Genomic DNA, 24,605 nt, shown 5'->3' on the forward strand with positions numbered 1-24,605 from the left:
GGGCAGGCTGGGGGCATGGAGTTCGCGGACGTCGCCAGGGAGCTGCTGCTCGTCGCGCCGGGAGACTTCGTCGCCGAGCGCACGGCCCGCCAGCGCGCGGTGCGGACGGACGACCGGGCCCTGGCGGCGGAGATCGGGAAGCTCCGGAAGCCCGCACCGGCAGCGTGGGTCGTGGACCTGCTCGCGCACGACGGCGCCCTCGACGACGCGGTCGACCTCGGGCCCGCCCTGCGGAAGGCCCAGGCCGACGCCGACCCCGGCGAGATCCGGAAGCTCCGGCAGCAACGCTCCGAGGTGATCGAGGCGTTGACGCAGGCCGGCGCCGACCTCGCTTCGGACGCCGGACACGCCGCGACTCCCGCCGTGCTCGACCAGGTGCGCGCGACGATCGAGGCCGCGATGGCCGATCCGCACGCCGGAGCCGCCGTGCGCTCGGGGCTGCTCGTGGCACCGCTGGAGAGCGTGGGGTTCGACGCGGTCGACCTGGACGGGGCGCTCGCGGATCCGGACGCGGTGCCGGACGCCTGGTCCGGCAGTGATGCCCCACCCATCCCGATCACCCGGGCGAGGGGCGCGCGGAAGGCGAGCCGTGCCTCCCGGTCGACGGAGACGGAACCCCAGGACGGACCGGAGCCGGACGCCGAGCCTGAGCCGAAGCGTGACCCGGCCGCTGCGCGGAAGGCCGCACGCCAGGCGGAGACCGCAGCCCGGAGCGAGTCGCGCGACGCCGATGCCGCACTCGACGCCGCGGAGGCGGACCTCGAGCAGGCCGAGGAGCGCCGGGCCGACCTGCAGCGCGAGTTCGATCGGGCGATCGCGGAGATCGAGGCCCTCGAACGTGCTCGCGACGCCGCCGAGGCCACGAGCAACGACGCCCGCGAGCTGCTGGCGGCCGCGCAGGAGCACCGGCGCAGCCTCGGTCGCTGAGCCTCGCGGAGCGTTCTTTCCCATCACGGGCGCGATGGAAGGTCGAATCGGGCGTACTCGGCCGAAAGGAACGACCACCTCCGCCCGGAACGACCCACTACGCCCGGAACGACCGCCTCCGCGCGGCACGACCGCCGATCGTTACACAACAGTTGTCGTTCTTGACGAGCGGCGTTGGAGCGGTCTAACGTCGGACACCATGCTTCGGGCCGGCGATGGTCCGCCGGGATCCGTCTCCGCATCAGCACGGGGCGCCCCGGGTACAGGACTCGCATCATCGCCGACGCCCCGACCGCCCGCAGCCACTGCGCGGACGGTCGGGTGCGTGGCGCGCGGCGCACCCCGGAGACATGCCGCGATGCCGGGTCGAGCACTCCGGGGCCCCTCCAGGAGAGACGACACATGTCGGAACCCCGCACCAAGCGCACCACGACCCTGACCCCGCCGAACGGCGTGACGACCGCCCCACCTGCCACCGCACCACCGTCTGCCGGGCGCGAGGGCTTCATCGCCCGCCTCGGCATCCCACACCCGCTGCGCTGGGGCTTCCTCGGTGTCCTCGTCTTCATGACGGGCGACGGCATCGAGTCGAACTTCATCGCTCCGCACATCGCCGCGGCCCTCGGCTCGGGCGGCACGGACAGCGCCGCGATGGTCATCGGCATCTACGGCGTCGCCGTCCTGGTGGCGTCCTACTTCGCCGGCGTGCTCTCCGAGCTGTGGGGCCCACGCCGCGTCATGACGATCGGCGCCGTCCTGTGGGTGGTGTTCCAGGTCGCGTTCCTCGCGGCGCTGCCCACCGGGTCGGTCGGGCTGATCGCCCTGACGTACTTCCTGCGCGGACTCGGGTTCCCGCTGTTCGCCTTCTCGTTCCTCTGCTGGGTGAACCACACCGTGGCGCGCGACCGGAACGCCACGGCCGTCGGCTGGTTCTACGTCGTCTTCACCGGTGGCCTGCCGACGCTCGGCTCGCTCATCGCGATCGGCAGCATCCCCGCGTTCGGCGGCGGTCACACGGGTGAGACGTGGTCGATGGCCCTGTCGCTCGTCCTGGTCGTGGCCGGCTGGGTGATCGTCCGGTTCGGCGTGCACGAGCAGACCGGGCTCGGCCGCATCGCCCCGCGCTCCCACTCCGCCGCACGGGTCATCGCCAGCGGCATCGAGGTCTGCATCGCGCGGCCCAAGGTCCTGCTCGCCGTCCTGATCCGGCTCGTCAACACGGCGCCCGAGTTCGGCATGTTCGTGATCATGCCGGCGATCATCGGCACCGAGCTCGGGTGGGGCCAGTCGAAGTGGCTCACGATGACCGTGATCGTCTACGCCGGGAACATCCTGTTCAACGCCTTCTTCGGCGCCCTCGGCGACCGCATCGGCTGGATCCGCACCGTCAAGTGGTTCGGCATCGGCGCCTCGGCGATCGGGCTGCTGGCCTGGTGGTACGTCCCGCACCTGGTGCCGGCCGGTTCCGAGTGGGGCTTCTGGCTCGCCACCGCCGCGGGGACGGTGTTCGGCATCATGCTCGCCGGGTTCACACCCATGGGCGCGATCGTCCCCGCCTTCGCCGGCGAGGAGCGCCGGGGTGCCGCGATGGCCATGTACGCCACGGCGGCCGGTGGTGCGACCTTCCTCGGCAACGCCGTGGTCAGCGCTGTCCTGCCGCGGGGTGGACCCGACGCCGTGGTCTGGACGTTCGTCGGCCTCTACGTCCTCGCCTTCGTGGTGCTGTCGTTCCTCAAGGTGCCGAAGGAGGCGGTGGCCGCGGGGCACTGAGGCACGACACGCCCGGCGGGTGCTGGTAGAGTCGGTGATTGACTTCGGCGAGGGCCGCGACAGCGGCCGTGATCGACGCGGTGGGAGACCCGGCCCAGCCCAGGGAACGTTCCTCACGCGTGCACGCGTTCGAGTTGCAACACCACAGACCCCCACGATGCCGGACCGCCGGTGTCGACCCCCGAGACCAGGAGGCACCATGGCCGACTACACGAAGCTCGCAGCGGACGTCCGCACCAAGTTCGGCAAGGGTGCAGCGCGCAAGCTCCGCGCCGCCGACAAGATCCCGGCAGTGGTCTACGGCCACGGCACCGAGCCGAAGCACATCTCGCTGCCCGGTCACGAGACCATGCTGCTCGTCCGTACCGCCAACGCGGTCGTCGACCTCGACATCGAGGGTGCGGCCCAGCTCGCCCTCGTCAAGGACGTCCAGCGTGACCCGGTGCGCCAGATCATCGAGCACATCGACCTCGTGGTCCTGCGCCGCGGCGAGAAGGTCACGGTCGACGTGCCCGTCGTCATCGAGGGCGAGTCCTTCTCCGGCACGATCCACGTGCAGGACCTGAACACCGTCTCCCTGCTGGTCCTCGCGACCGACATCCCGGAGCACGTCGTCGTCAACGTCGAGGGCCTCGAGGACGGCGTGCAGATCCACGCCGCCCAGCTCGAGCTCCCCGAGGGCGCCGAGCTCGAGACCGACGCCGAGGCGCTGGTCGTCGCGATCGTCACCCCGCGTGGCACCGCTGACGACGACGCCGCGGACGAGGCCTCGGCCGAGGCCGGTGCCGAAGCCGGTGCCGAGAGCGGCTCCGAGCCGGTCGACTCCGAGTAACACCCCCTTCGAAGGCATCTGGTCGACGCTGTGGCGGATCGAACGCTGGTCGTGGTCGGACTCGGGAACCCCGGGCCCGACTACGCCGGCAACCGTCACAACGTCGGCCAGATGGTCCTCGACGAACTCGCGTCCCGCATGGGTGCGCGGTTCAAGAAGCACAAGACGCCGAACCAGGTCGCCGAAGGGCGCCTGGTGCCCGGCGGTCCGCGCCTGGTGCTCGCGAAGCCCGGCTCGTTCATGAACACCTCGGGCGGACCGGTCTCGTCGGTCCTCGGGTTCTACAGCGCCACCCCGGCCGACCTCGTCGTCGTGCACGACGAGCTCGACCTGCCGTTCGACACCGTCCGCCTCAAGGGCAGCGGGGGTCACGGCGGGCACAACGGGCTGCGCGACATCATCAAGGCCACCGGCACGAACGAGTTCACGCGCGTGCGGGTCGGCATCGGTCGTCCGCCCGGTCGTCAGGACCCGTCCGACTACGTGCTGCGTGACTTCTCCGCAGCCGAGAAGAAGTCGCTGCCCATCCTGCTGGCCGACGCCGCGGACGCGGTCGAGGCGATCGCCGAGGTCGGACTCGTCGCCGCGCAGCAGCGGGTGCACGCGCCGTCCTGACCGCGCTGGCCGTGTTCGCCCGTCGCGCACCACGCGGGCGGTGTCGGTGGGGGCCGGTACCATCTCCTGAGTGACGATCTCGGGCATCATCCCTGCGCTCTCGCGCGCCTCCGCGTTCGATCGCGTGCTCCGCGCCGCGCCTCGTGACGCCGACTTCTCGGTCGTCGACGGCCTGCGGGTCCCGCTGCTCGGGGCGCTGCTCGCCGAGCGGAACGGGCCGCAGTGCGTGCTCGTCATCACGGCGACGGGGCGTGAAGCCGAAGCGGTCCGCGACGCCCTCGGCAGCTACGTCCCCGACGCCGACGTCCTCGAGTTCCCGGCGTGGGAGACCCTTCCGCACGAACGGCTCAGCCCGAGTGCCCAGACCGTCGGCACCCGCATCGCGACACTCCGCAGGCTCGCGTCGTGGTCCGCTGCCGACGCCACCGATCGCCGCACCACCATCGTCGTGGCGAGCGTCCGCGCAGCGCTGCAGCCGATCGCCGCCAACCTGACCTCGCTCGCGCCCGTCGTGCTGCGCACCGACTCGCGCGGCAACGACCTGGCCGCCATCGCCGCGAAGCTCGTCGACATGGCCTACGCCCGCGTCGACCTCGTCACGCGGCGCGGTGAGTTCGCGGTGCGCGGCGGCATCCTCGACGTCTTCCCGCCCACCGCCGACCACCCCGTCCGCGTCGACTTCTTCGGCGACGAGATCGAGGCCGTCAAGGCGTTCTCGGTCGCCGACCAGCGCACGACCGAGGACGACCTCGGCTCGGTCGAACTCACCGCCTCGCGCGAACTCCTGCTCAGCGACGACGTCCGGCAGCGGGCGCGCGAGATGCTCCACGAGTTCCCGAACCTGTCCCAGATGCTCGCGAAGATCGCCGAGGGGATCCCGGTCGAGGGCATGGAGTCCCTCGCCCCCGCGCTCGTGCAGGACCTCGTCCCGATGACCTCGTACCTGCCCGAGGACGCCACCATCGCGGTGTTCTCGCCCGAGCGGGTGAACGGTCGCGCGAACAGCCTGGCCGAGACGAACACCGAGTTCCTGCAGGCCGCGTGGAGCGCCGCGGTCGCCGGGGCCCAGGCGCCGATCGACCTCGACGCCGGCAACTTCCTGACCGTGCAGCAGCTCAAGAACACCCGCGGCCAGCGCACCTGGTGGACGGTGTCGCCGTTCGACTCCGGTCTCGACGAGGGCGACACCGCGAGCGTGCTCACCGACGCCGAGGCAGCAGCCGAGGCGGGGGAGTACATCCGCGTCCGAGCCGAGGCAGTACCGAGCTTCGCGGGCAGTGCCGACGGCGCGATCGCGCACGTCAAGGCGCTCACCGATGACGGGTGGGCGGTCGTGGTGACCGCCCAGGGCCAGGGTCTGGTCGAGCGGGCGGTGCAGGTCCTCGCCGACGCCGGGGTCGCAGCCCGTGCCGAAGCCCTGCCCGCGCCTCCCGAGCCGGGTGTCGCCATCGTCACGACGGCCACCGTCGAGCACGGCTTCGCCATCCCGGATCCGCGCATCGTCGTGCTCAGCGAAGCGGAGTTCTACGGCCGGAGCGTCCAGCAGGGCGCGCGCACCGTCAAGAAGCTCGCCAGCCGTCGCAAGAACGTGGTCGACCCGCTGCAGCTCAAGCCGGGCGACGTCGTCGTGCACGCGACCCACGGCATCGGCAAGTTCGTGGAACTGGTGAGCCGCGAGGTCAGCTCCGGCGGCCGCAACGCGGTGAAGACGCAGCGCGAGTACCTCGTGCTCGAGTACGCGCCGTCGAAGCGGAACTACCCCGGCGACAAGCTCTTCGTGCCGACCGACCAGCTCGACCAGCTGTCGCGGTACGTCGGTGGCGAGTCACCGACCCTGTCGAAGATGGGCGGTTCGGACTGGTCCGCCGCCAAGTCGAAGGCCCGCAAGGCCGTCCGCGACATCGCCGTCGACCTGGTGAAGCTGTACTCGGCGCGGATGGCGTCGAAGGGGCACGCGTTCGGCCCGGACACCCCGTGGCAGCGCGAGCTGGAAGAGGCGTTCCCGTTCGCCGAGACCGCCGACCAGCTCACCACGATCGACGAGATCAAGCGCGACATGGAACGCCCGATCCCGATGGACCGCCTGCTGTCGGGCGACGTCGGCTACGGCAAGACCGAGGTCGCGATCCGCGCCGCGTTCAAGGCGGTGCAGGACGGCAAGCAGGTCGTCATGCTCGTGCCGACGACGTTGCTCGTCCGCCAGCACATGGAGACGTTCCAGGAGCGCTTCGCGGGGTTCCCCGTGCACCTGCGCGCCCTGAGCCGGTTCCAGTCCGAGAAGGAGTCGAAGGAGACCATCGCCGGGCTCGCCGACGGCACCGTCGACATCGTCATCGCGACCCACCGGATCCTGTCGCAGGGCATCACCTTCAAGGACGTCGGGCTCGTCATCATCGACGAGGAGCAGCGGTTCGGTGTCGAGCACAAGGACCAGCTGAAGAAGTTCAAGACGAACGTCGACGTCCTGGCGATGTCGGCGACCCCGATCCCACGCTCGCTCGAGATGGCGGTCACCGGGATCCGCGAGATGTCGACCCTCGCCACCCCACCCGAGGACCGCCACCCCATCCTGACCTTCGTGGGGCCGCAGTCCGACCTGCAGGTGGCCGCCGCGATCCGCCGCGAGCTGCTGCGCGAGGGCCAGGTGTTCTACGTGCACAACCGAGTGCGGGACATCCAGGGCGTCGCCGCGCACCTGGCCGAGATCGTTCCAGACGCCCGCATCGCCGTGGCGCACGGGCAGATGTCCGAGAGCACCCTCGAGCAGGTCATGGTCGACTTCTGGGAGCGCCGGTTCGACGTCCTCGTGTCGACGACGATCATCGAGACCGGCCTCGACATCGCGAACGCGAACACGCTCATCATCGACAAGGCCGACAAGTACGGGCTGTCGCAGCTCCACCAGCTGCGCGGTCGTGTCGGCCGAGGGCGCGAGCGCGGGTACGCGTACTTCCTGTACGACTCCGAGAAGCCCCTGTCCGAGACCGCACAGGACCGCCTCGAGACCATCGCGGCGAACAACGAGCTCGGCGCGGGCATGCAGGTCGCCATGAAGGACCTCGAGATCCGCGGCGCCGGCAACCTGCTCGGCGGCGAGCAGTCCGGGCACATCGCGGGCGTCGGGTTCGACCTGTACCTCCGGATGATCGGCGAGGCCGTCTCGCAGTTCCGCGGCGACGTGGCCGAGGGGCAGACCGAGCTCCGACTCGAGATCCCGGTCGACGCGCACATCCCCGAGGACTACGTCGAGTCCGAGCGGCTCCGGCTCGAGGCCTACCAGAAGCTGTCGGCGGCCTCGGCCCCGACGGCGCAGCGGGACGCCATCGACATGGTGCTCGACGAACTCACCGACCGCTACGGGCAGCCGCCGCAGGCCGTGCAGACGCTGGTCGAGGTCTCCCGCCTGCGTCGGATGGCGCAGCAGGTCGGGCTGTCCGACGTGGTGGTCATGGGCTCGAACCTGCGCGTGGCGGGCAAGGAGCTCGCCGACTCGTCGCAGGTGCGGCTCAAGCGGATGTTCCCGGGCGCGAAGTGGTTCCCGCAGCAGAACGCGGCGAGCATCCCGATGCCGCGGCCGCACGACCAGGCGCTGCCGGACGACGCCCTGATCCAGTGGGTGGAGAGCATCCTCACCGCCGTGTACGGCGCGACGACGCCGGCGGAGGCCCCGGCCGCGTAGGGGGTGCAGTAGTCGCGAGCGGCGACGGACGGGAGGCACGGTGCGGGCTGGCAGCGTGCCTCCCGTCCGCTCGTGGGCGCGTCCACCGCGTGCACGCCGTTCGCGACGATCCACGCGTCCGCTGATGCGAAACGACAGAGTCGACGTCGTACGACGTCGACTCTGTCGTTCCGCATCGGCTGCGCCGCCGCCGGCCAGCCGCTACTCGGTCGCCTCGGCCTCGGACAGCTCGCGCCGCCCGCGGTACGCCCGGGCCCGCAGCGTGACCACGACCGCCGACGCGACGATGGCGATGCCCGAGCCGACGAGCACGGCGAGCACGCCCTCGTCGAGGATCTCCTCGTTCCGGGCGAACGCGAGCTCGTTCATGAGCAGCGAGACCGTGAAGCCGATCCCGCCGAGCACCCCGACGGTGATGATCGAGAAGAACGACAACGACGACCGCCCCGGTGAGCGGAAGATCCGCGTGGCGACCGCGCCGAACAGTGTGATGCCGATGACCTTGCCGACCGGCAGCGCGATGACGACCGCCCAGAAAGTGGGGGAGAGCTCGCCGATGCCGACGGCGGGGATGACCACCGCGGCCGACGCGAACGCGAACACCGGCAGCACGATGGCGTTCGACCACGGCTCGACGTTCTCGTGCAGGGTGTGGCCCGGACGCCGGGGGAGCGCGAGCCCGAGCGCGACGCCGGCGATCGTGGCGTGCACGCCGGAGTGGTAGACGAGCCACCAGGTCAGGAGCCCGACCACGACCATCGCCACGATGAGCAGCGTCTGCCCGTTGCGCCCTGGGCGGAGCATCCGGCCGAGCAGCCAGAACACCGCGAGCGTGACGACGGCACCGGCGAGGGCGAGGAAGTCGGTGTCGTGCGCGAACACGACGGCGATGATGATGATCGCGATGAGGTCGTCGAGCACCGCGAGCGCGAGCAGGAACACCCGGATGCCGCTCGGCAGCCCGCGACCGAACATCGCCAGGACACCGAGCGCGAACGCGATGTCGGTCGCCGTCGGGATCGGCCAGCCGTGCGTGTACTGCGTGCCCGCGGTGACGAGCAGGAAGATGCCCGCCGGGACGAGCACGCCGCCGACCGCCGCGATGGCGGGGATGATCGCGGTCTTCGGGTTCGACAGCTCACCGTCGACGAGCTCCTGCTTCAGCTCGATCGCGACGAGCAGGAAGAACACCGCGAGCAGGCCGTCGCTGATCCAGTGCGCGATCGACAGGTCGAGACCGACTGCGCCGAGCGGCAGGTGTGCGTCGAGCAGCCGTTCGAGGCCGGGGCCGACGGGTGAGTTCGCGACGACCAGGCCGAGCACGGCGGCGGTCAGGAGCGCGATGGCGCTGAAGCGGGGGGAGCGGACGAGGGACGACATGGATCTCCGTCTCGAGGGGTCGGGTGGTAGTCCGTCGACCAGACTTCCCGACACACCACGACCAGCATACGTGGGTGAGACGATGGCGCGATGACCGCCGTACCGGACCTCGTGACCGTCGTCGACCGCCTGCTCGCCGAGGACGGGGGCTGCGTCTGGAACCGTGCGCAGACCCACGCCACGCTCGCGCGCTACGCGGTCGAGGAGTCCTACGAACTCGTCGACGCCATCGACGACGGCGACCCGGACGACGTCCGCGAGGAGCTCGGCGACGTCCTGTACCAAGTCGTCCTGCACGCCGGGATCGCCGAACGCGCGGGGGAGTTCACCCTGGAGGACGTCGCCGCCGGGGTCCGCGACAAGATGGTCCGTCGACACCCGCACGTGTTCGGCGACGAGACCGCGGACACGGTCGACGACGTGGTCCGGGTGTGGCGCGCGGCGAAGGCGGCGGAGAAGTCGGCCCGGACGAGCGCCCTCGACGGCGTCCCGCGTGCGATGCCGCCGCTGGAGCGGGCCGTCAAGCTGCTGGAGCGCCTGGAGGAGCACGGTGCGGCCGACACGGCCGTCGCGTCGGTCGTGGCCGCCGCGACCGTCGCGTCCGTCTCGGTCGCTGACCGGGAGACCTGCGGCACGTCCGCCACGTCGGCTGCGGCACCCGGAGCGGGGACCGCTCGGGCATCGGTCGGGTCGCCGGCACCGGCCGACGGTGCGGGGGCGGTGGACCCGGCGTGGGGGATCGCGATGCTGGAAGAGGTCGCCGGAGCGGTGCGGGACGGGATCGACCCGGTCGCGAGTCTCCGTGCTGCGGTCGCTGCGCTCGAGGAAGCCGGCCGCGCGGCGGAGTGAGTGCGCGGGGAGCCGCGGAGTGCGTGCGCGGGGAGCCGCGGAGTGCGTGCGCGGGGAGCCGCGGAGTGCGTGCACCCGAAAAGAGAAGGGCGCCCTCCTAACCCGAAAAAGGAGGGCGCCCGTGAGCGGGTGGGCACACCCCCAGGGAGAGGTGTGCACGCAGAACCCGCTCGAGTCGCGGGGCACACTGCAGCACGGTGCCCACGCGATCGGTCCGGAGAGTGGATCAGGCACGCTCCGAACCGAGGTACTGAATGCAGTATGCCAGTAGGACGGGTGCCGCGCAACTCGTCGAGGTGCATCTGCCAGACTTGACCCCATGGCGACGACCGTGACGGCACCCCGTGGCATGCGCGACTTCCTCCCGGCGGACAAGGCCCGACGCGAGCACGTGCTCGGTGTCGTCCGCGACGTCTACTCGCGGCACGGGTTCGACGAGATCGAGACGCCCGTGGTCGAGGACGCCGCACGGCTGCACTCCGGGCTCGGCGGCGACAACGAGAAGCTGGCGTTCGCGGTCATGAAGCGCGGGCTCAGCACCGAGGATCTGCAGACGGCCCAGGCGCCGCTCGACCTCGCTGACCTCGGGCTCCGGTTCGACCTGACCGTGCCGCTCGCCCGGTTCTACGCCTCGCACCGTGCCGAGCTGCCCGCGGTGTTCCGCTCCGTGCAGATCGCGCCGGTCTGGCGCGCCGAGCGTCCGCAGAAGGGGCGCTACCGCCAGTTCGTGCAGTGCGACATCGACATCCTGGGGGAGCCCGGGCAGCTGGCCGAGATCGAGCTCATCCGAGCCACGACCGCCGCGCTCGACGCGCTCGGGGTGACCGGCACCACGATCCGCATCAACGACCGGCGGATCCTGCTGACCCTGCTGGCGTCGTGGGGCATCGCGGACCCCGCTGCCGCCGACCGCGCGCTCATCACGGTCGACAAGCTCGACAAGATCGGCCCGGACGGCGTCGCCGCCGAGCTCCGCAGCACCGTCGGACAGGAGCTGCCGGGGCTCGAGGACACCATCCGCGCGCTCGAGGCCGCGGACTGGACCTCGGTCGAGGGGGCTGCGTGGCTCGACGGGGATGCGTTCGCCGATCTGCTGCGTCTGCGGGAAGCGCTGCCCGGCGTCGACCTGCGCTTCGACCCGACGCTCGTGCGCGGCATGGGCTACTACACCGGCACGATCTTCGAGGTCGCGCACCCCGACTTCGGCTACAGCCTGGGCGGCGGCGGTCGGTACGACGGCATGATCGGTCGGTTCCTCGGGCAGGACGTCCCCGCGGTCGGCTTCTCGCTGGGCTTCGAGCGCCTGGTCGACCTCGTGACACTCCCGGAGTCCGCCGAGTCGGACGCCGTGGTGCTCGTCTACGACAAGGACGTCGACCCGGTCCGGCTCGCCGCCCTCAAGACCGAGGCGCTCGCCTCGCACCGGCGCGTGCGGCTCGAACGACGCACCAAGAACACGAAGAACCTGCTCGCCGGTCTGGCCGCGCAGGGGTTCTCCGCCTTCGCGACCGTCGGCGCGGACACGACGTCGCTCGAGGGTGTGGAGTTCCGCCCGCTCGACTGAGTTGTCCACACCGGGCGTCACGGTCGACGTCGTGTTCACCTCGGCTCGCTAGGATCGGTCCCGCAAACACCACAACCAATGTGTAGGGAGTACCCCGTGGCCCTGATCGATGCCGTAGGCGCACGCGAAGTCCTCGATTCCCGAGGCAACCCGACGGTCGAGGTCGAGGTCCTCCTCGACGACGGCGTCGTGTCCCGCGCGCTCGTCCCCTCCGGTGCCTCCACCGGCGCGTTCGAGGCGTACGAACTCCGCGACGGCGATGCCTCGCGCTACGGCGGCAAGGGCGTGCTCAAGGCCGTCGACGCCGTCCTCGACGAGATCGGCCCGGCGCTCGAGGGCTTCGACGCCACCGACCAGCGCCTCGTCGACGCCGCGCTCATCGAGCTCGACGGAACCGAGAACAAGTCCCGACTCGGCGCGAACTCGATCCTCGGTGCCTCGCTCGCCGTGGCCCGTGCCGCTGCCGACTCGGCCGACCTGCCGCTGTTCCGCTACCTCGGCGGCCCGAACGCGCACACGCTGCCCGTTCCGCTGATGAACGTCGTCAACGGCGGTGCCCACGCGGACACCAACGTCGACATCCAGGAGTTCTTCCTCGTGCCCTACGGCGCCGAGTCGTTCTCCGAGGCGCTCCGTTGGGGCGTCGAGACCTACCACGCCCTCAAGGGCGAGCTGAAGAAGCAGGGCCTCGCGACCGGCCTCGGCGACGAGGGCGGCTTCGCGCCGGAGCTCGCGTCGAACCGTGCGGCGCTCGACTTCCTGCTGACCGCGATCGAGAAGGCCGGCTACACGCCGGGCAAGGACATCGCCGTCGGCCTCGACGTCGCGTCCACCGAGTTCTTCCACGACGGCAAGTACTCGTTCGAGGGCAAGCAGCTCTCGAGCCAGGAGTTCACCGCGTACTTCGCCGACCTCGTCGCGAACTACCCGCTCGTCACGATCGAGGACCCGCTGGCCGAGGACGACTGGGAAGGCTGGTCGCACCTGACCGCCGAGCTCGGCGACAAGGTCCAGATCGTCGGCGACGACCTGTTCGTCACCAACCCGAAGCGTCTGCAGCGGGGCATCGACGAGAAGGCCGCGAACTCGATCCTGGTGAAGGTCAACCAGATCGGCACGCTCACCGAGACCCTCGACGCGGTCTCGCTCGCGCACCGTCACGGCCTCACCTCGATCCTGTCCCACCGCTCCGGCGAGACCGAGGACACCACGATCGCGGACATCGCGGTCGCGGTCGACGGTGGTCAGATCAAGACCGGCGCACCGGCTCGTTCGGACCGCGTCGCGAAGTACAACCAGCTGCTCCGCATCGAGGAAGAGCTCGGCGACGCCGCGGTGTACGCCGGTCGCTCGGCCTTCCCGCGCGCCGCTGCCCTGTAACCACCCGGGCCGGCAGTACCGGCACCATCGAGACGCCGTCCTCTTCCGAGAGGGCGGCGTCTCGTCGTGTGCGCGACGCCGTCGTCTTCGCCTGCCGCCGCGAAATCCGTGAGACGCCGCCGAATCCGGAGGCGTCTCGACGAGACGACGGCGACTTCTGCGGGGCTGCACCGCGCGACACGAGTCGCTGAGAGGCCACCGAACGGCCGCGTGCCGGGCGCTCCCACCGCGTCGGTCGGGTTATCGTCGGGACGTGCCCAGCCAGAAGCCCCGCGTCCGCCGCGTCCCCGTGGCGATGCCCGACGGCAGCACGTCGGCGCAGCCCTGGTACCGCTCGATCCACTTCTCCGGGTTCAGCCTGCTGATGCTCGCGATCATCGTGCTCTTCGTCGTGGTGCTCGCCCCGTCGCTCCGCACCCTCATCCAGCAGCAGGAGCAGATCGCCCAGCAGCAGCGTGAGGTCGCGAGCCAGAAGGCCGACGTCACGCAGAAGAAGAAGGACGTCGCCCGCTGGGACGACCCCGCCTACATCGAGGCGCAGGCGCGCGACCGCCTGCTCTACGTGTACCCGGGCGAGGAGAGCTACCTCGTGATGGGGGCCGAGGACCGCAAGGCCGAGACCACGCCGACGACGGACTCCGGGACGCCCGTCAGCACGAAGGTCCAGACGCCGAAGGTGGACTGGGTGCAGGCGATGCTGTCCTCGGTGCTGCAGTCGGGGCTCACCGACGAGACCGCTGCCGACCTCGTGGCCCCGGACGTCTCGGGCACCGGCGAGAGCAAGTAGCTCCGAGCCGGACCCGTCCGGCGCGACGGTGCGCGGGGTACCGGGTCTCCGGTAGGCTCACGTTCCCGTGACGACCCCTCCCTTCGACCCGCCCTCCGACCGCGACGTCCAGGTCGTGTCGGCGCAGCTCGGCCGACCGGCACGCGACGTCATCGGGATCGCGGCACGGTGCGTCTGTGGCAACCCCACGGTCGTCTCCACGAAGCCCCGACTGTCGAACGGCACCCCGTTCCCGACGTTCTACTACCTGTGCCACCCCGCGGCCACCGCCGCGGTCAGCACCCTCGAGGCCAACCAGGTGATGCCGGAGCTGGCAGCACTGCTCGAGGACGACACCACCGCGGCCGCGTACCTCGCGGCCCACGAGTCCTACCTGGCCGATCGCGAGTCGATCGAGCACGTCGACGAGATCGTCGGCATCAGCGCCGGTGGCATGCCCACCCGTGTGAAGTGCCTGCACGCCCTCGTCGGTCACGCCCTCGCCGCCGGACCCGGCGTCAACCCCATCGGTGACCTCGCGCTCGAGCGCGCGGACTGGTCGCCCTCCCGGTGTGAGTGCCGGGCGTATGATGACGGTGCAGACGCTGGAGTCGGGGCGGGTGGCGGCGAAGTCTGACTCGACTCCGAAACCCCCATCCAAGGAGATCATCCCCCGTGCCCAAGATCCTCGTCGTCGGCGGCGGTTACGCCGGTTTCTACACCGCATGGAAGCTCGAGAAGCACCTTCGCCAGGGCGAAGCCGAGGTCGTCATGGTGGACCCGCTGCCGTACATGACGTACCAGCCGTTCCTGCCCGAGGTCGCTGCCGGTTCGATCGAGCCGCGTCACGCGGTCGTCTCGCACCGCCGCCACCTCAAGAACACCCGCGTCGTCACCGCGAAGGTCACCAAGGTCGACCACGCGACGAAGACCGCCACGATCACCCCGACCGAGGGCGAGGCGTGGGAGGAGTCCTACGACCAGATCGTCATGACCGCCGGCGCGGTGTCCCGCACGTTCCCGATCCCGGGTGTCGCGGACGAGGCCATCGGCCTCAAGACGATCGAGGAAGCCGCGGCGATCCGCGACAAGATCCTCACGAACTTCCACAAGGCGGCGAACCTTCCGGCCGGTCCCGAGCGTGACCGCCTGCTGACCGTCGTCGTCGTCGGTGGTGGTTTCGCCGGCATCGAGGTCTTCGCCGAGCTCCGCTCCTTCGTCACCGACCTGCTGAAGAGCTACCCGCAGCTCTCGTTCGACGAGACGCGGTTCCACCTGGTCGAGGCGATGGGCCGCATCATGCCCGAGGTCTCGCTCGAGACCTCGCACTGGGTGCTCAAGAACCTGGCGCAGCGCGGTGCGAACGTGCACCTCGAGACCCAGCTGGCCTCGGCCGTCGGTGGCGTCTGCGAGCTCAAGACGAGCGACGGCGCGATCGAGAAGATCGAGTCCGACCTCATCATCTGGACCGCCGGTGTCATGGCGAACCCGATGGTCAAGGGCACCGACTTCCCGCTCGAGCAGCGCGGTCGCATCCGCGTGCAGCCCGACCTGCGCGTCGTCGACGACAACGGCGTGATCGCGGACGCATGGGCCTGTGGCGACGTCGCAGCCGTGCCGGACCTCACCGGTGGTGGCGTCGGCGGCTTCTGCGTGCCGAACGCCCAGCACGCCGTCCGTCAGGCGAAGCAGCTCGCGAAGAACCTGGTCGCGACCATCCGTGGCGAGGCGACGACCGACTACAAGCACGAGAACCTCGGCGCCGTCGCGGGCCTCGGTCTCGGCATCGGCGTGTTCCAGTCCGGCAAGTTCGCAATGAAGGGCTTCCTGGCGTGGGGCGCGCACCGCGGCTACCACGGCATGGCGATGCCGTCGTGGGAGCGCAAGTGGCGCGTCATCGGCGACTGGGTCGGTGGCTTCTTCCTGGGCCGCGACATCGCGTCGCTCGACGACCGTGAGACCCCGCGCGCTGCGTTCGAGGCCTTCGCGTCCCGTCCGAAGCCCGCGGCCGAGGCCCCGGCAGCTCCGGCCGCCGCTCCGGCTCCGGAAGAGGGCAAGCCCGCTGGTGCCGCTGGTCCGGCGTACGGCGAGCCCGCCAAGGACGTCTCGAACGAGGCCGAGCCCGTGAAGGCCCCGGCCGACGCCAAGTAGTCCCAGCAGCAGTCCGCGAGAGGCGGTCACCCTTCGGGGTGGCCGCCTCTCGCGCATCGGTAGGCTGTTGCGGCCCGCCCCCGTGGCCCAATCGGTAGAGGCATGCGACTTAAAATCGCCGAGTTGTGGGTTCGAGTCCCACCGGGGGTACCAGTTCGAGTCTCGCGAAAGCGACGTCGTGCCGCCAACCGTTCGCGGCACACTGTCGCCCTGGCGGGCAAGACAGCGCATCCGCGCGGAGATCTGTCGCTTCGGCGGGTGTGAACCGGCCCCAGCCCGGCCGGGAGGCCCGTGGCGCGCCCGCACCGCGCCTCCCGTCCGTCACACGCGTGCATCTCGGGAAAGCGACGTCGTGCCGCCAACCGTTCGCGGCACTACGTCGCTTTCGCGGGCAGGACGGCGCGTCCGTGCGGACAACTGTCGCTTTGACGTGCGCGAACCAGGTCCGCGCACGAACATGTCCAGTCGACCCAAAGTTAGGGTTGCCTTACCTAACTCCTGTCCCTATGCTCAGGGAGTTAGGTAAGGCTACCCAAACTTGGAGACCACCCGAATGCACCTGTCCTCTCCTCGCGCCCGGCGTCTGGCCGCCGGCGCGACCGCCGTCGCCGTCGGCGCGACGATCGCCGCGGCCGCCGCGCTCGGCGCCGCCCCCGCGAACGCCGCCTCCGCCGACGTCACCGACGCGTCGCTGTCCTGGAGCCTCAGCAACGAGGCCAACGCCGGCGCCTACTTCGGCGGCTGCAACTTCCTGTCCGCCGGGGTCGCCGGCAACTCGGGTGCCTCGGCTCCGTGGACCGCGACCAACCCGTCGCCCGGCTACGCCGCTTCGGCCGGCAACGTCTCGATCGCTTACCCGAAGGCCGCGGGCGGTACCTCGACCCCGACCTTCGCCACGAAGTGCCAGACCGGCGACGGCGCCACGGTCCGCCCGGGCACCACGACCGCCGGGGTCCTGACGCTCGCCGCGGGGACGGGCACCGTCGACGCCGCAGCCGGCACCGCGGACATCGCGTGGGACGGCGGCTTCACGGTCGCGTTCTACGGCGGCCTGACCTACTGGTCCGCCGAGGACCCGGAACTGCACGTCGCAGCGGACGGCACGGGTGAGCTCACCGCGACGGTCTCGGGCTACGCGGCCTCGCGCGACGGGGGCAGCTGGGCGCCGCTCACCCCGCGCACCGTGCACCTCGCCACCCTCACCGACGTCGACGTCACGAGCTCGGGCATCACCGTGAGCCCGGACTGGCAAGGCGTCGAGCCTGCGTCGGCGACGAGCCTGAACAAGACGAACACCGACTGGGGTTCGTGGCCGGCGGACTTCGTCGACTTCCAGAACGAGACCGGTCAGAGCTCGTACTGGTACACCTCCGGCGCGAACGACGCCGCGGCCAAGAAGCCGCAGTCGATCTCGATCGCCTACACGGCGGCCGAGGCACCTACGACCGAGCCGACCGAGCCGACTGAGCCGACCGAGCCGAGCGAGCCCGGCACGCCGGAGCCGACGACCGAGCCGACCACCCCGGTGACGCCGGAGCCGACGACCGAGCCGGGCGAGCCCGGCACCCCGGAGCCCACGACCGGCCCGACCACCGGCCCGACCGCGGAGCCCACCACCGGGCCGACCACCCCGGCCCCGTCGATCAGCACCGGTGGCACCACCACCTTCACGGTCGGCGACTCGGTGCCGCTGCGCGCCGAGGGCCTGCCGGCAGCGACGGAGTACTCGGTCGTCCTGCACAGCGACCCGGTCGTCCTCGGCACCGTGACCACGGACGCCGACGGGGCCTTCGCGACCTCGGTCGTGATCCCCGCGGACACCCCGGCCGGCGCACACACCATCGCGGTGGAGTCGTCGGACGGCACCGCCGTGGTCTCGCTCGCCGTCACGGTCACCGCTGACGGCACCGTCGTCGTCGACCCGGTCGACACCACCACGGCCGTCACCACCGGAGCAGCCGTGAACACCGGAGGCACCGTCTCCGGCACCTCGGCCCTGCCGTGGATCGGCCTGTCGGCCGTCGGCGTCATCGCCCTCGGCTCGGTCGCGTTCATCGCGTACCGCCGCCGCGTCACCCAGCAGGACTGACGCACCGGGATCCGCGGGGCGGTCGACCCCGCCACGCGGATCCCGGCACCCAGGTGTCGGACTGGGCCCACGCCGCCGGTTCCGGAGCGGCGCCCCAGCGGCGCTCCGGCCGTGCCGGTGGGGTTAGGCGCGCCTCCCGTCCGACACGTCCGTCACCACCCCGGAACGGAAGATGACCGCCTCACGCACCCGACCGCGCACCGCGCTGCTCTGGACGACCGCCGTGCTCGCCGCGGCGACCCTCGTCGTCGGCGTGGTCGGTGTGGTCACGGCGACCACCGGAGCGGCCTCGCCGACGGCGATCACCGGCACGTCGCTCGACGGCAAGCAGGTCACGCTCGACCCGGGCGAGTCGGGGACGGCGGCGTCTGCGTCGAACGCGGTCGCCGACTCCGGCGTCCAGCTCGTGGTGCCGTCGGTCGGGCTCGAGGTGCCGCTCGGCGAACTGGACGCCGTCGACGGGCAGATCACGCCGCCGGGGTTCAGTGAGGCGTACCGGGTCCGCAACCTGGGGGTCCCGCTGGCGGATCGCGCGGACGGCACCGTGTTCGTCGTCATGCACTCGCTGCGGAACGGTGCGATCGGCCCGGGCAACCTGCTCATCGACGTCGACGGGCAACGCTCCGAGGTCGCGGTCGGCAGCAGCGTCCGGATCGGCGACGCGCGGTGGACGGTGACCGGTTCCGAGCGGATCACGAAGGCGACCGTGGCCACCGATGCCGACGTCTGGGCGGACGAGCCCGGCCGGCTCCTGCTCATCACGTGCCTGCAGCGGCCGGACGGCTCCGCCTCGGTCGACAACGTGGTCATCGAGGCCACGCTCGATCGCTAACATCGCCTGCGTGGTCGGACTCGGAAGCGCACTCGCGAACCTGCAGAACGCCCTCCGTCGGCCCGAGGCCCACGTCGAGGTCGTCGACGGCGAGACCGTCCCCGTCGGCATGCTCCTCGGCACGCTCGGTGCACTGCTGCTCGACGCGGGCAGCTCCGTCACCGACGTCCGCTCGGCGCTCGAGAAGGCCCGCGACGCCGCCGGGGTCGGTCCGACCCTGGCGATCGGGGTGCTGCCAGCGCTGGTGATGGTGAGCGAGGTCTCGACCGGTGCGGCGACGATCGTGAACGCCGAGGGCGTCGAGCTGTCGTCGCGACAGGCTGCACGGGCGAACCGGGTCGTGCTCGGGTTGGAGAGCGGGTCCATCGCCCTCGCCGAGATCCCCGCGCGGGTCCGGGCCATCCGTGCCGGCACGGTCCCGCCGCCCGCACTGCCGTGGATCCTCGGCAACGCGCTGACCTCCGCCGGCCTCGCGGTGGTGTTCCGGTGCCCGTGGTGGGCGATCCTGCTCGCACTCCTGGTCGGTGCGCTCGTCGGGGTCATCGGCCTGCTGCTCCGGCGCTTCCGCGAGGCCGTCGCGATCATCCCGTTCCTGGCGGCCTTCGTGTCGACGGCCATCGTCGGACTCGTCGCCGCGGGTGCCGGGTTCGAGCAGGTCCCGCTGTTCGCCGTGTGCGCCCCGGTGGCGGTGTTCGTCCCCGGTGCCCTCATCACCAACGCCCTGCTCGAACTGACCGCCGCGGACATCGTGACCGGGTCCTCGCGGCTGGTCCAGGGGCTGATCATGCTCGGCTTCATGGCGGCCGGCATCGCCTCGGGCAGTGCGCTGACCGGGCTGCACGTCGACCCGTCCTCGGCCGCGCTCGTCGGCGAGGTCGCCGGCGTCGGCACGGACCTGGCCGGGTGGGAGTCCGTGCCGTCCTACTGGGTGTCGTGGGTCGCCGTGGTGGTCCTGGCGGTCGGCCTCGGCCTGGTGTTCCGGTCGGGCTGGCGGCTGACGCTCGTGTCGGTGGCCGTCATGGTCACCGCCTACGCCCTGGTGAGCGGGACGACGCCGGTGTGGGGGAGCGTCGTCGCGACCGGCGCGACGGCGGCCCTGTTGTTCGTCGCGACACGGCTGCTCGAGCGGCTCGTGCCGGCGATCCCGGCGACGGTGTCGTTCTTCCCGGCGTTCCTGCTGCTCGTCCCCGGGACCGTCGGGCTGGTGGCGGTGGCCACGTTCGATCCCGAGTCCCTCGCGACGCCCCTGGCGACCTTCGTCAGCCTGTGCATCGGGACGAAGATCGGTGGGTTGCTGCCGGGCCTGTTCGCCCGGAACGCGCCGAGCCACACGTAGCGCCGGGTGGACGCGACCGGTGACGGACGGGAGGCGCGGGGCGGGGCCGCCACGGGCCTCCCGTCCGGCGCCGCGCACGTGCAGAACCCGCTACGGCTCGAGCAGTCGGCCCGCCGCCTGGTCCTCCGCTGCCGTCGCCTTGGCGAGGTAGTGCACCTTCTTGCCCGTCGCGTTGTAGGGCAGCTCGTCGACGAAGCGGTACCGCCGCGGCCGCTTGTAGCGGGCGAGACCGGGGTGCGAGCCCGTCCACTCCTCGAGCTCGGCGGCGGCTGCGACGTCGTCGTCCGGTAGCCGTCCCGCTGCACGGACCACGTACGCCGTGACGACCTCGCCCCAACGCTCGTCCGGGATCCCGACGACGATCGAGTCGGCGACGCCGGGGTGCTCCTGCAGTGCGGCCTCGACCTGGACGGGGTGGACGTTCTCGCCGCCGGAGATGATCATGTCGTCCTTGCGACCGACGATCGTCACCCGCTCGTGCTCGTCCCACGTGGCGAGGTCGCCGGGGTAGAACCAGCCGTTCGCGAACTTCTCCGCCTCGAGCCCCGGGTTGCGGTACGAGTAGCCGGACTTCACGGTCCGGACCGCGAACTCGCCGATCTCGGAGCCGTCCTTCGGCACGGTGTCGCTCGGGTCGGCCAGGCGGTCCTCGTACACGCGCACCACCGCGACGTCGTCGTCCGTCGACGCGCGTCCGGTGGAGCCGGCACCGTCGGGGAAGTCCTCGGGACGCAGGAAGGTGTTCCAGAAGGTCTCGGTCGTGCCGTAGCCGTTGAAGATCCGCGGGGACAGCAGCTCCTGGTAGCGGAGTGCGGCGGCGCGGTCGAGCGGGGCACCCATCGTGACGATGCCGTGCAGGGACGACAGGTCGCGGGCACGAGCCTCTTGCGCGTTCGCGAGCTGCACCAGGTTCGGCGGCGCACCGATCAGGAAGGTCAGCCGCTCGGACTCGACCAGGTCGAGCACCCGCTCCGCGTCGAAGTGCCGCAGGGTGGTGAGCTCGGCGCCGACGTAGAACACCGGGTTCGGGCCGCCCGAGTACAGGCCGCCACGGTGGAACAGCGGCGACATGTTGAGCGTCTTGTCGAAGGGGCTGAGCGGGAAGTGCATCACGACGTCGTGGGCGCTGAGCACCTCGACCAGGCTCGGCAGGGGCACCGGCTTCGGTCGCCCGGTGGTGCCGGAGGTGTAGAGCCGGGTGGTCTCGTCGTAGGTGCTGCGGGGCTCGGTCGCGGCGAGCTCGGCGGGGGTGACCGGGTCGGCGGCGAGGAGGGCGGTGAACGCGACCCGCGCGTTGCGCGCGGCGTGGTCGTCGCGCGGGTCGGGGTCGTGCGCGTCGTGGTCGCGGTGTGCGACCTGGTCGTCGCCACCGACGACGACGATGTGGTCCGGACGGTGCGGCGCGGTCTCGAGCGCTCGAGCGATGTCGTCGCCGCGCACTGCGTCGTGCACCAGCACCACGGGCGCGGAGTCCTCGATGATGAAGGCGACCTCGTCGGGCGCGAGCCGGAAGTTCGTCGGCGAGAACACCGCGCCGATGCGGTGGCACGCCAGGTAGAGCATCGCGAACTCGGGCGAGTTGAACAGCTCGACCATCACGACCGAACCGCGACCGGCACCGTGCCGGACGAGCCACCCGCCGATGTGGTCGACGACGTCCCCGAGCTCCGCGTAGGTCCACGATCGACCCGTGTCCGGGTCGCGCAGCGCGGGCCGGTCCGCGAAGCGGTGGGTGTTCCGCGCGAAGCCGTTCGCGTACGTGTAGCTGCCCTCGAACACCTCGCGGAACCGCGTCGGGTCGTAGTCGGATCGGGTCTCGGTCATCATCGCTCCCTGGGGCGGTCGAACGGCGCGTCACGCACCGATCGTCACTGTATCCGCCGCGCGGGGACGGCGGACGGGAGGCCCGGTGCGGGTCAGGCGGCCGCGTCCGGTCGCGCGGTGCGCGCCCAGAACCAAGCCCCGATCGCGCCCGCCACGCAGGCCGCGCCGACCGCACCGAGCAGCACCGGCGACGCGTGGGTCCCCGCGGGACCCGAGTAGACCGCGGCGGTGAGCGCGACCGCGACGACCGCCAGTGCCACGTACCGGCCACGCGAGGCCATCAGGACCGCACTGCCGGCCGACCCGGCGAACGGCAGCAGTGTCGCGACGACGGCACCGACCCCGCCGACGCACAGGGTGATGGCGAACTCCGACGTCAACGCGGACCAGAAGCCCCCGCCCGCGGTCAGGCTGTGGAGCACCCACCCCGCGGTCGCGAGTCCGAGCAGCGCAACCGTCCGCCAGGTCGCGCTCCGGGCACCGGCGGCGATCCCGGAGCCCAGGCGCAGTGCGGCGGTGTCCAGGTCGGGGCGTCCCGACGGCACGAGCACCACTCCGACGATCAGGGCGGGGGAGAGGTCCGCGGCCCGCGTGATCCCGCACGCCACGAGCGCCGCGAGCACCAGCCACGGGGACACCCGGAAGCCCACCGCACGGTGGTCGGGCCCGGCTGCCCACCGGGTCACGAGCACCACGGCCGCCGTGAGCACCGCGGTGCCGAGCAGCACGGCGATGGCGAGGCGGACGTAGCGGGCCTCGAGCGAGACGCCCACGCCGAGCAGCGTGCACAGGGCGGCGACGGCCACCGCGACGGTGATGGACACCCACGTCGGAAGCACGTCGTCGGACCCGGTGCGGTCCGAGCGCGAGCGGTTCCGCCCGAGCAGTCCGGCGAAGGGCGAGCGGATGCGCCCGCGGGCAGCGGCCGCGACGAGCGCGAGGGGTGCGGCGATCAACAGGAGGAACCCAGCGGCGACGGCCGTGGCGATCAGGACGGTCCGCCACGAGAACGCGGCCTGGATCGTCGGAACGGTGCGGTCGTAGGCGGTGGCGGCGGTCCAGTCGCCCGCGGGGCCCGACCAGTCGGTGTGGCCGCCGCCGGAGCCCGCGGCCCCGGGGATGCTCGTGCCGGTCGGGTCGGTGCCGTCACCGGGCGCTGCCGCCGATCCGAGGCCGTCGTCGCCGGTGCCGCCTGCGTTCCCGGTTCCGGCGCCGGCCGGGGTCTCCGCGTCGCCGGGGGTCTGGCCGTCACCCGGTGCGGTCGTGGTGCCGGAGCCGGAGTCGGAGTCGGAGTCGGAGTCGGAGCCGTTGCCGTTGGTCGGTGCGTCCCCGCCGGTTCCGGAGGTGCCGGGGGTGCCGTGGGTGCCGTTCGGGGTGCCCGAGGTCGACCACACGGTGACCTGCACGGCAGCGGACGATCGCGAGTAGTTGCCGGCGGCGTCGTGCTGCGTCGCGGTGAGGTCGTGTCCGCCGGCCCGCAGCTGCGACCCCGCGGTGGAGCAGGACCAGGAACCGTTCGCAGCGACCTCGGCCCGGCAGACGGGTGCGCGGTCGACGTAGACGGTCACGTCGGCACCGGGTTCGCCGGTGCCGCGGACGACCGTGGCACGCGAACCGACGCGGTCGCCGTCGTCGGGTGCGGTGATCCGCGGGGCTGCCGGTGCTGTGCGGTCGACCGTGATCCGCACCGGGGCCGAGGACGCACTGCGCAGGTCGGAGCGGTAACCGCGCGCCGTGCTGGCGGTCTGCGAGGCGGTCACGGTGACGGTCGCGTCGGACCGCAGCGCGAGCGAGGTCACCCACCGACCGTCCGGGCCGACCGGGGCGGTCTGCTGCGTCGACGATCCGGAGACCGACAGCACCACGGTGGAACCGGGGAAGCCCGTGCCGGAGAGCGCGCCGCTGGTCGGGTGGTCGGACGCGATGGTCGGCGGCACGATGACGTCGGAGGCCGGGGCACTCGCGGGCGGCTGGCTCGGCGTGGTGACGTCCCGCACCGTGAAGACCTGCTGCGGACCCGACCGCACCGTACCGAGGCACGACCACGAACGGTTCGGCTGCACCTGGGCCGAGCACCCGGCCGAACCGGTCGACGCGGGGCCCGCGACGCGGACGACGTGCGCCGGGGTCCCGGTGCCGTGGAACCGTGCGGTGCTGCTCGTCACGTCCCCCGGGTCGGCGATGGTCGGTGCGACGGGCGGTCGTCCGGTGGACGCGGGCGGGGGCGTGGGGGTGCCGGGGCGACCGCTGCTCGGCGGGCCCACGAGTTCGCCCGGTGCGGGGGTCGCGGTGCTCGCGGCGCTGACGCGTTCGGTGGTCGCCTGTTCGTGGGCCGCTGTGCCGGCGAACGCGGGGGCGGCCGCCGCCGCCAGCAATGCCGCGGCGAGGACGGCCGTGGCCGAGGCGAGCGCGACGAACCGGGTACGACGACGAGGGCCGTCGCCCCCGACGGCCCGGTCGTCCACGTTGTCCCCTCGCGTGCTCACCGGCTCCATCCCACGTGATCCGGGCCGCTGGGTCAATACACCTCGCGGATGATGTCCCGCATCCGGTCGTGTTCGCCCCGCAGCCCGAACGCCCGGTGTGCGTGACTCGGGAATCGCCCGTGAAC

Annotated in this window: 17 protein-coding genes and 1 tRNA gene; 15 read left to right on the forward strand and 3 right to left on the reverse strand. The window is 71.8% G+C overall.

What is annotated here, in order from left to right; genetic code table 11:
• Nucleotides 1-15: 15 nt before the first annotated feature.
• The 5 genes from EDF40_RS03200 to mfd all read left to right on the forward strand — a co-directional run bounded on the left by EDF40_RS03200 (nucleotide 16) and on the right by mfd (nucleotide 7,823).
• Nucleotides 16-927 (forward strand): hypothetical protein, encoded by a 912-nt coding sequence (locus EDF40_RS03200; protein WP_123340635.1) that lies wholly within the window; start codon nucleotides 16-18, stop codon nucleotides 925-927.
• Nucleotides 928-1,329: 402 nt separating this feature from the next.
• The gene (locus tag EDF40_RS03205) at nucleotides 1,330-2,697 is read left to right on the forward strand and encodes an RbtT/DalT/CsbX family MFS transporter (protein WP_123340636.1); all 1,368 of its coding nucleotides are present in this window, start codon (nucleotides 1,330-1,332) and stop codon (nucleotides 2,695-2,697) included.
• 199 nt (nucleotides 2,698-2,896) lie between these two features.
• Nucleotides 2,897-3,529 (forward strand): 50S ribosomal protein L25/general stress protein Ctc, encoded by a 633-nt coding sequence (locus tag EDF40_RS03210; protein WP_123340637.1) that lies wholly within the window; start codon nucleotides 2,897-2,899, stop codon nucleotides 3,527-3,529.
• Nucleotides 3,530-3,559: 30 nt separating this feature from the next.
• Nucleotides 3,560-4,144, forward strand: a complete 585-nt coding sequence (pth, locus tag EDF40_RS03215) for an aminoacyl-tRNA hydrolase (protein WP_123340638.1) — start codon at nucleotides 3,560-3,562, stop codon at nucleotides 4,142-4,144.
• Nucleotides 4,145-4,214: 70 nt separating this feature from the next.
• Nucleotides 4,215-7,823, forward strand: a complete 3,609-nt coding sequence (mfd, locus tag EDF40_RS03220) for a transcription-repair coupling factor (RefSeq protein WP_123340639.1) — start codon at nucleotides 4,215-4,217, stop codon at nucleotides 7,821-7,823.
• A gap of 201 nt (nucleotides 7,824-8,024) precedes the next feature.
• Here mfd and nhaA read toward each other — a convergent pair whose 3' ends face one another.
• The gene (gene nhaA / locus EDF40_RS03225) at nucleotides 8,025-9,203 is read right to left on the reverse strand and encodes a Na+/H+ antiporter NhaA (RefSeq protein ID WP_123340640.1); all 1,179 of its coding nucleotides are present in this window, start codon (nucleotides 9,201-9,203) and stop codon (nucleotides 8,025-8,027) included.
• A gap of 90 nt (nucleotides 9,204-9,293) precedes the next feature.
• Here nhaA and EDF40_RS03230 point away from each other — a divergent pair, with 90 nt between their 5' ends.
• From EDF40_RS03230 to EDF40_RS03275, 10 genes are all read left to right on the forward strand, one after another.
• Nucleotides 9,294-10,052, forward strand: a complete 759-nt coding sequence (locus EDF40_RS03230) for a MazG family protein (RefSeq protein ID WP_123340641.1) — start codon at nucleotides 9,294-9,296, stop codon at nucleotides 10,050-10,052.
• Nucleotides 10,053-10,371: 319 nt separating this feature from the next.
• Entirely contained in the window at nucleotides 10,372-11,616 is a 1,245-nt protein-coding gene (hisS, locus tag EDF40_RS03235; protein WP_123340642.1) for a histidine--tRNA ligase, read from the forward strand.
• Between the two features lie 96 nt (nucleotides 11,617-11,712).
• The gene (eno, locus tag EDF40_RS03240; protein WP_111084825.1) at nucleotides 11,713-12,996 is read left to right on the forward strand and encodes a phosphopyruvate hydratase; all 1,284 of its coding nucleotides are present in this window, start codon (nucleotides 11,713-11,715) and stop codon (nucleotides 12,994-12,996) included.
• A 253-nt stretch (nucleotides 12,997-13,249) separates the two neighbouring features.
• Entirely contained in the window at nucleotides 13,250-13,783 is a 534-nt protein-coding gene (locus EDF40_RS03245; RefSeq protein ID WP_111084824.1) for a septum formation initiator family protein, read from the forward strand.
• A 67-nt stretch (nucleotides 13,784-13,850) separates the two neighbouring features.
• Nucleotides 13,851-14,399, forward strand: a complete 549-nt coding sequence (locus EDF40_RS03250; RefSeq protein ID WP_111084823.1) for a DUF501 domain-containing protein — start codon at nucleotides 13,851-13,853, stop codon at nucleotides 14,397-14,399.
• 38 nt (nucleotides 14,400-14,437) lie between these two features.
• Complete coding sequence (locus EDF40_RS03255) at nucleotides 14,438-15,913, forward strand: NAD(P)/FAD-dependent oxidoreductase (RefSeq protein WP_123294735.1); 1,476 nt, start codon at nucleotides 14,438-14,440, stop codon at nucleotides 15,911-15,913.
• A gap of 76 nt (nucleotides 15,914-15,989) precedes the next feature.
• Nucleotides 15,990-16,066: transfer RNA gene (locus EDF40_RS03260), tRNA-Leu, on the forward strand.
• Nucleotides 16,067-16,451: 385 nt separating this feature from the next.
• Entirely contained in the window at nucleotides 16,452-18,002 is a 1,551-nt protein-coding gene (locus EDF40_RS03265; protein ID WP_148053873.1) for a hypothetical protein, read from the forward strand.
• 172 nt (nucleotides 18,003-18,174) lie between these two features.
• Nucleotides 18,175-18,834 carry a class F sortase gene (locus EDF40_RS03270; protein WP_123340644.1) on the forward strand — a complete coding sequence of 220 codons (660 nt, stop codon included), beginning with the start codon at nucleotides 18,175-18,177 and terminating at the stop codon, nucleotides 18,832-18,834.
• A gap of 10 nt (nucleotides 18,835-18,844) precedes the next feature.
• Complete coding sequence (locus tag EDF40_RS03275) at nucleotides 18,845-20,170, forward strand: threonine/serine exporter family protein (protein ID WP_123294738.1); 1,326 nt, start codon at nucleotides 18,845-18,847, stop codon at nucleotides 20,168-20,170.
• A gap of 90 nt (nucleotides 20,171-20,260) precedes the next feature.
• Here EDF40_RS03275 and EDF40_RS03280 read toward each other — a convergent pair whose 3' ends face one another.
• Nucleotides 20,261-21,994, reverse strand: a complete 1,734-nt coding sequence (locus EDF40_RS03280; RefSeq protein ID WP_123340785.1) for a class I adenylate-forming enzyme family protein — start codon at nucleotides 21,992-21,994, stop codon at nucleotides 20,261-20,263.
• Nucleotides 21,995-22,086: 92 nt separating this feature from the next.
• Entirely contained in the window at nucleotides 22,087-24,480 is a 2,394-nt protein-coding gene (locus tag EDF40_RS03285; RefSeq protein WP_148053874.1) for an Ig-like domain-containing protein, read from the reverse strand.
• Nucleotides 24,481-24,605: the final 125 nt, after the last annotated feature.

This window comes from Curtobacterium sp. PhB170 (assembly GCF_003752345.1).
Classification (GTDB): Bacteria; Actinomycetota; Actinomycetes; order Actinomycetales; family Microbacteriaceae; genus Curtobacterium.

What these genes read in the sequence shown, in the direction of transcription:
- EDF40_RS03200 (WP_123340635.1), top strand. Translation starts at nt 16, where the DNA reads ATGGAGTTCGCGGACGTCGCCAGGGAGCTGCTGCTCGTCGCGCCGGGA.
- EDF40_RS03205 (WP_123340636.1), top strand. Translation starts at nt 1,330, where the DNA reads ATGTCGGAACCCCGCACCAAGCGCACCACGACCCTGACCCCGCCGAAC.
- EDF40_RS03210 (WP_123340637.1), top strand. Translation starts at nt 2,897, where the DNA reads ATGGCCGACTACACGAAGCTCGCAGCGGACGTCCGCACCAAGTTCGGC.
- nhaA (WP_123340640.1), bottom strand. Translation starts at nt 9,203, where the DNA reads ATGTCGTCCCTCGTCCGCTCCCCCCGCTTCAGCGCCATCGCGCTCCTG.
- EDF40_RS03230 (WP_123340641.1), top strand. Translation starts at nt 9,294, where the DNA reads ATGACCGCCGTACCGGACCTCGTGACCGTCGTCGACCGCCTGCTCGCC.
- hisS (WP_123340642.1), top strand. Translation starts at nt 10,372, where the DNA reads ATGGCGACGACCGTGACGGCACCCCGTGGCATGCGCGACTTCCTCCCG.
- EDF40_RS03270 (WP_123340644.1), top strand. Translation starts at nt 18,175, where the DNA reads ATGACCGCCTCACGCACCCGACCGCGCACCGCGCTGCTCTGGACGACC.
- EDF40_RS03280 (WP_123340785.1), bottom strand. Translation starts at nt 21,994, where the DNA reads ATGACCGAGACCCGATCCGACTACGACCCGACGCGGTTCCGCGAGGTG.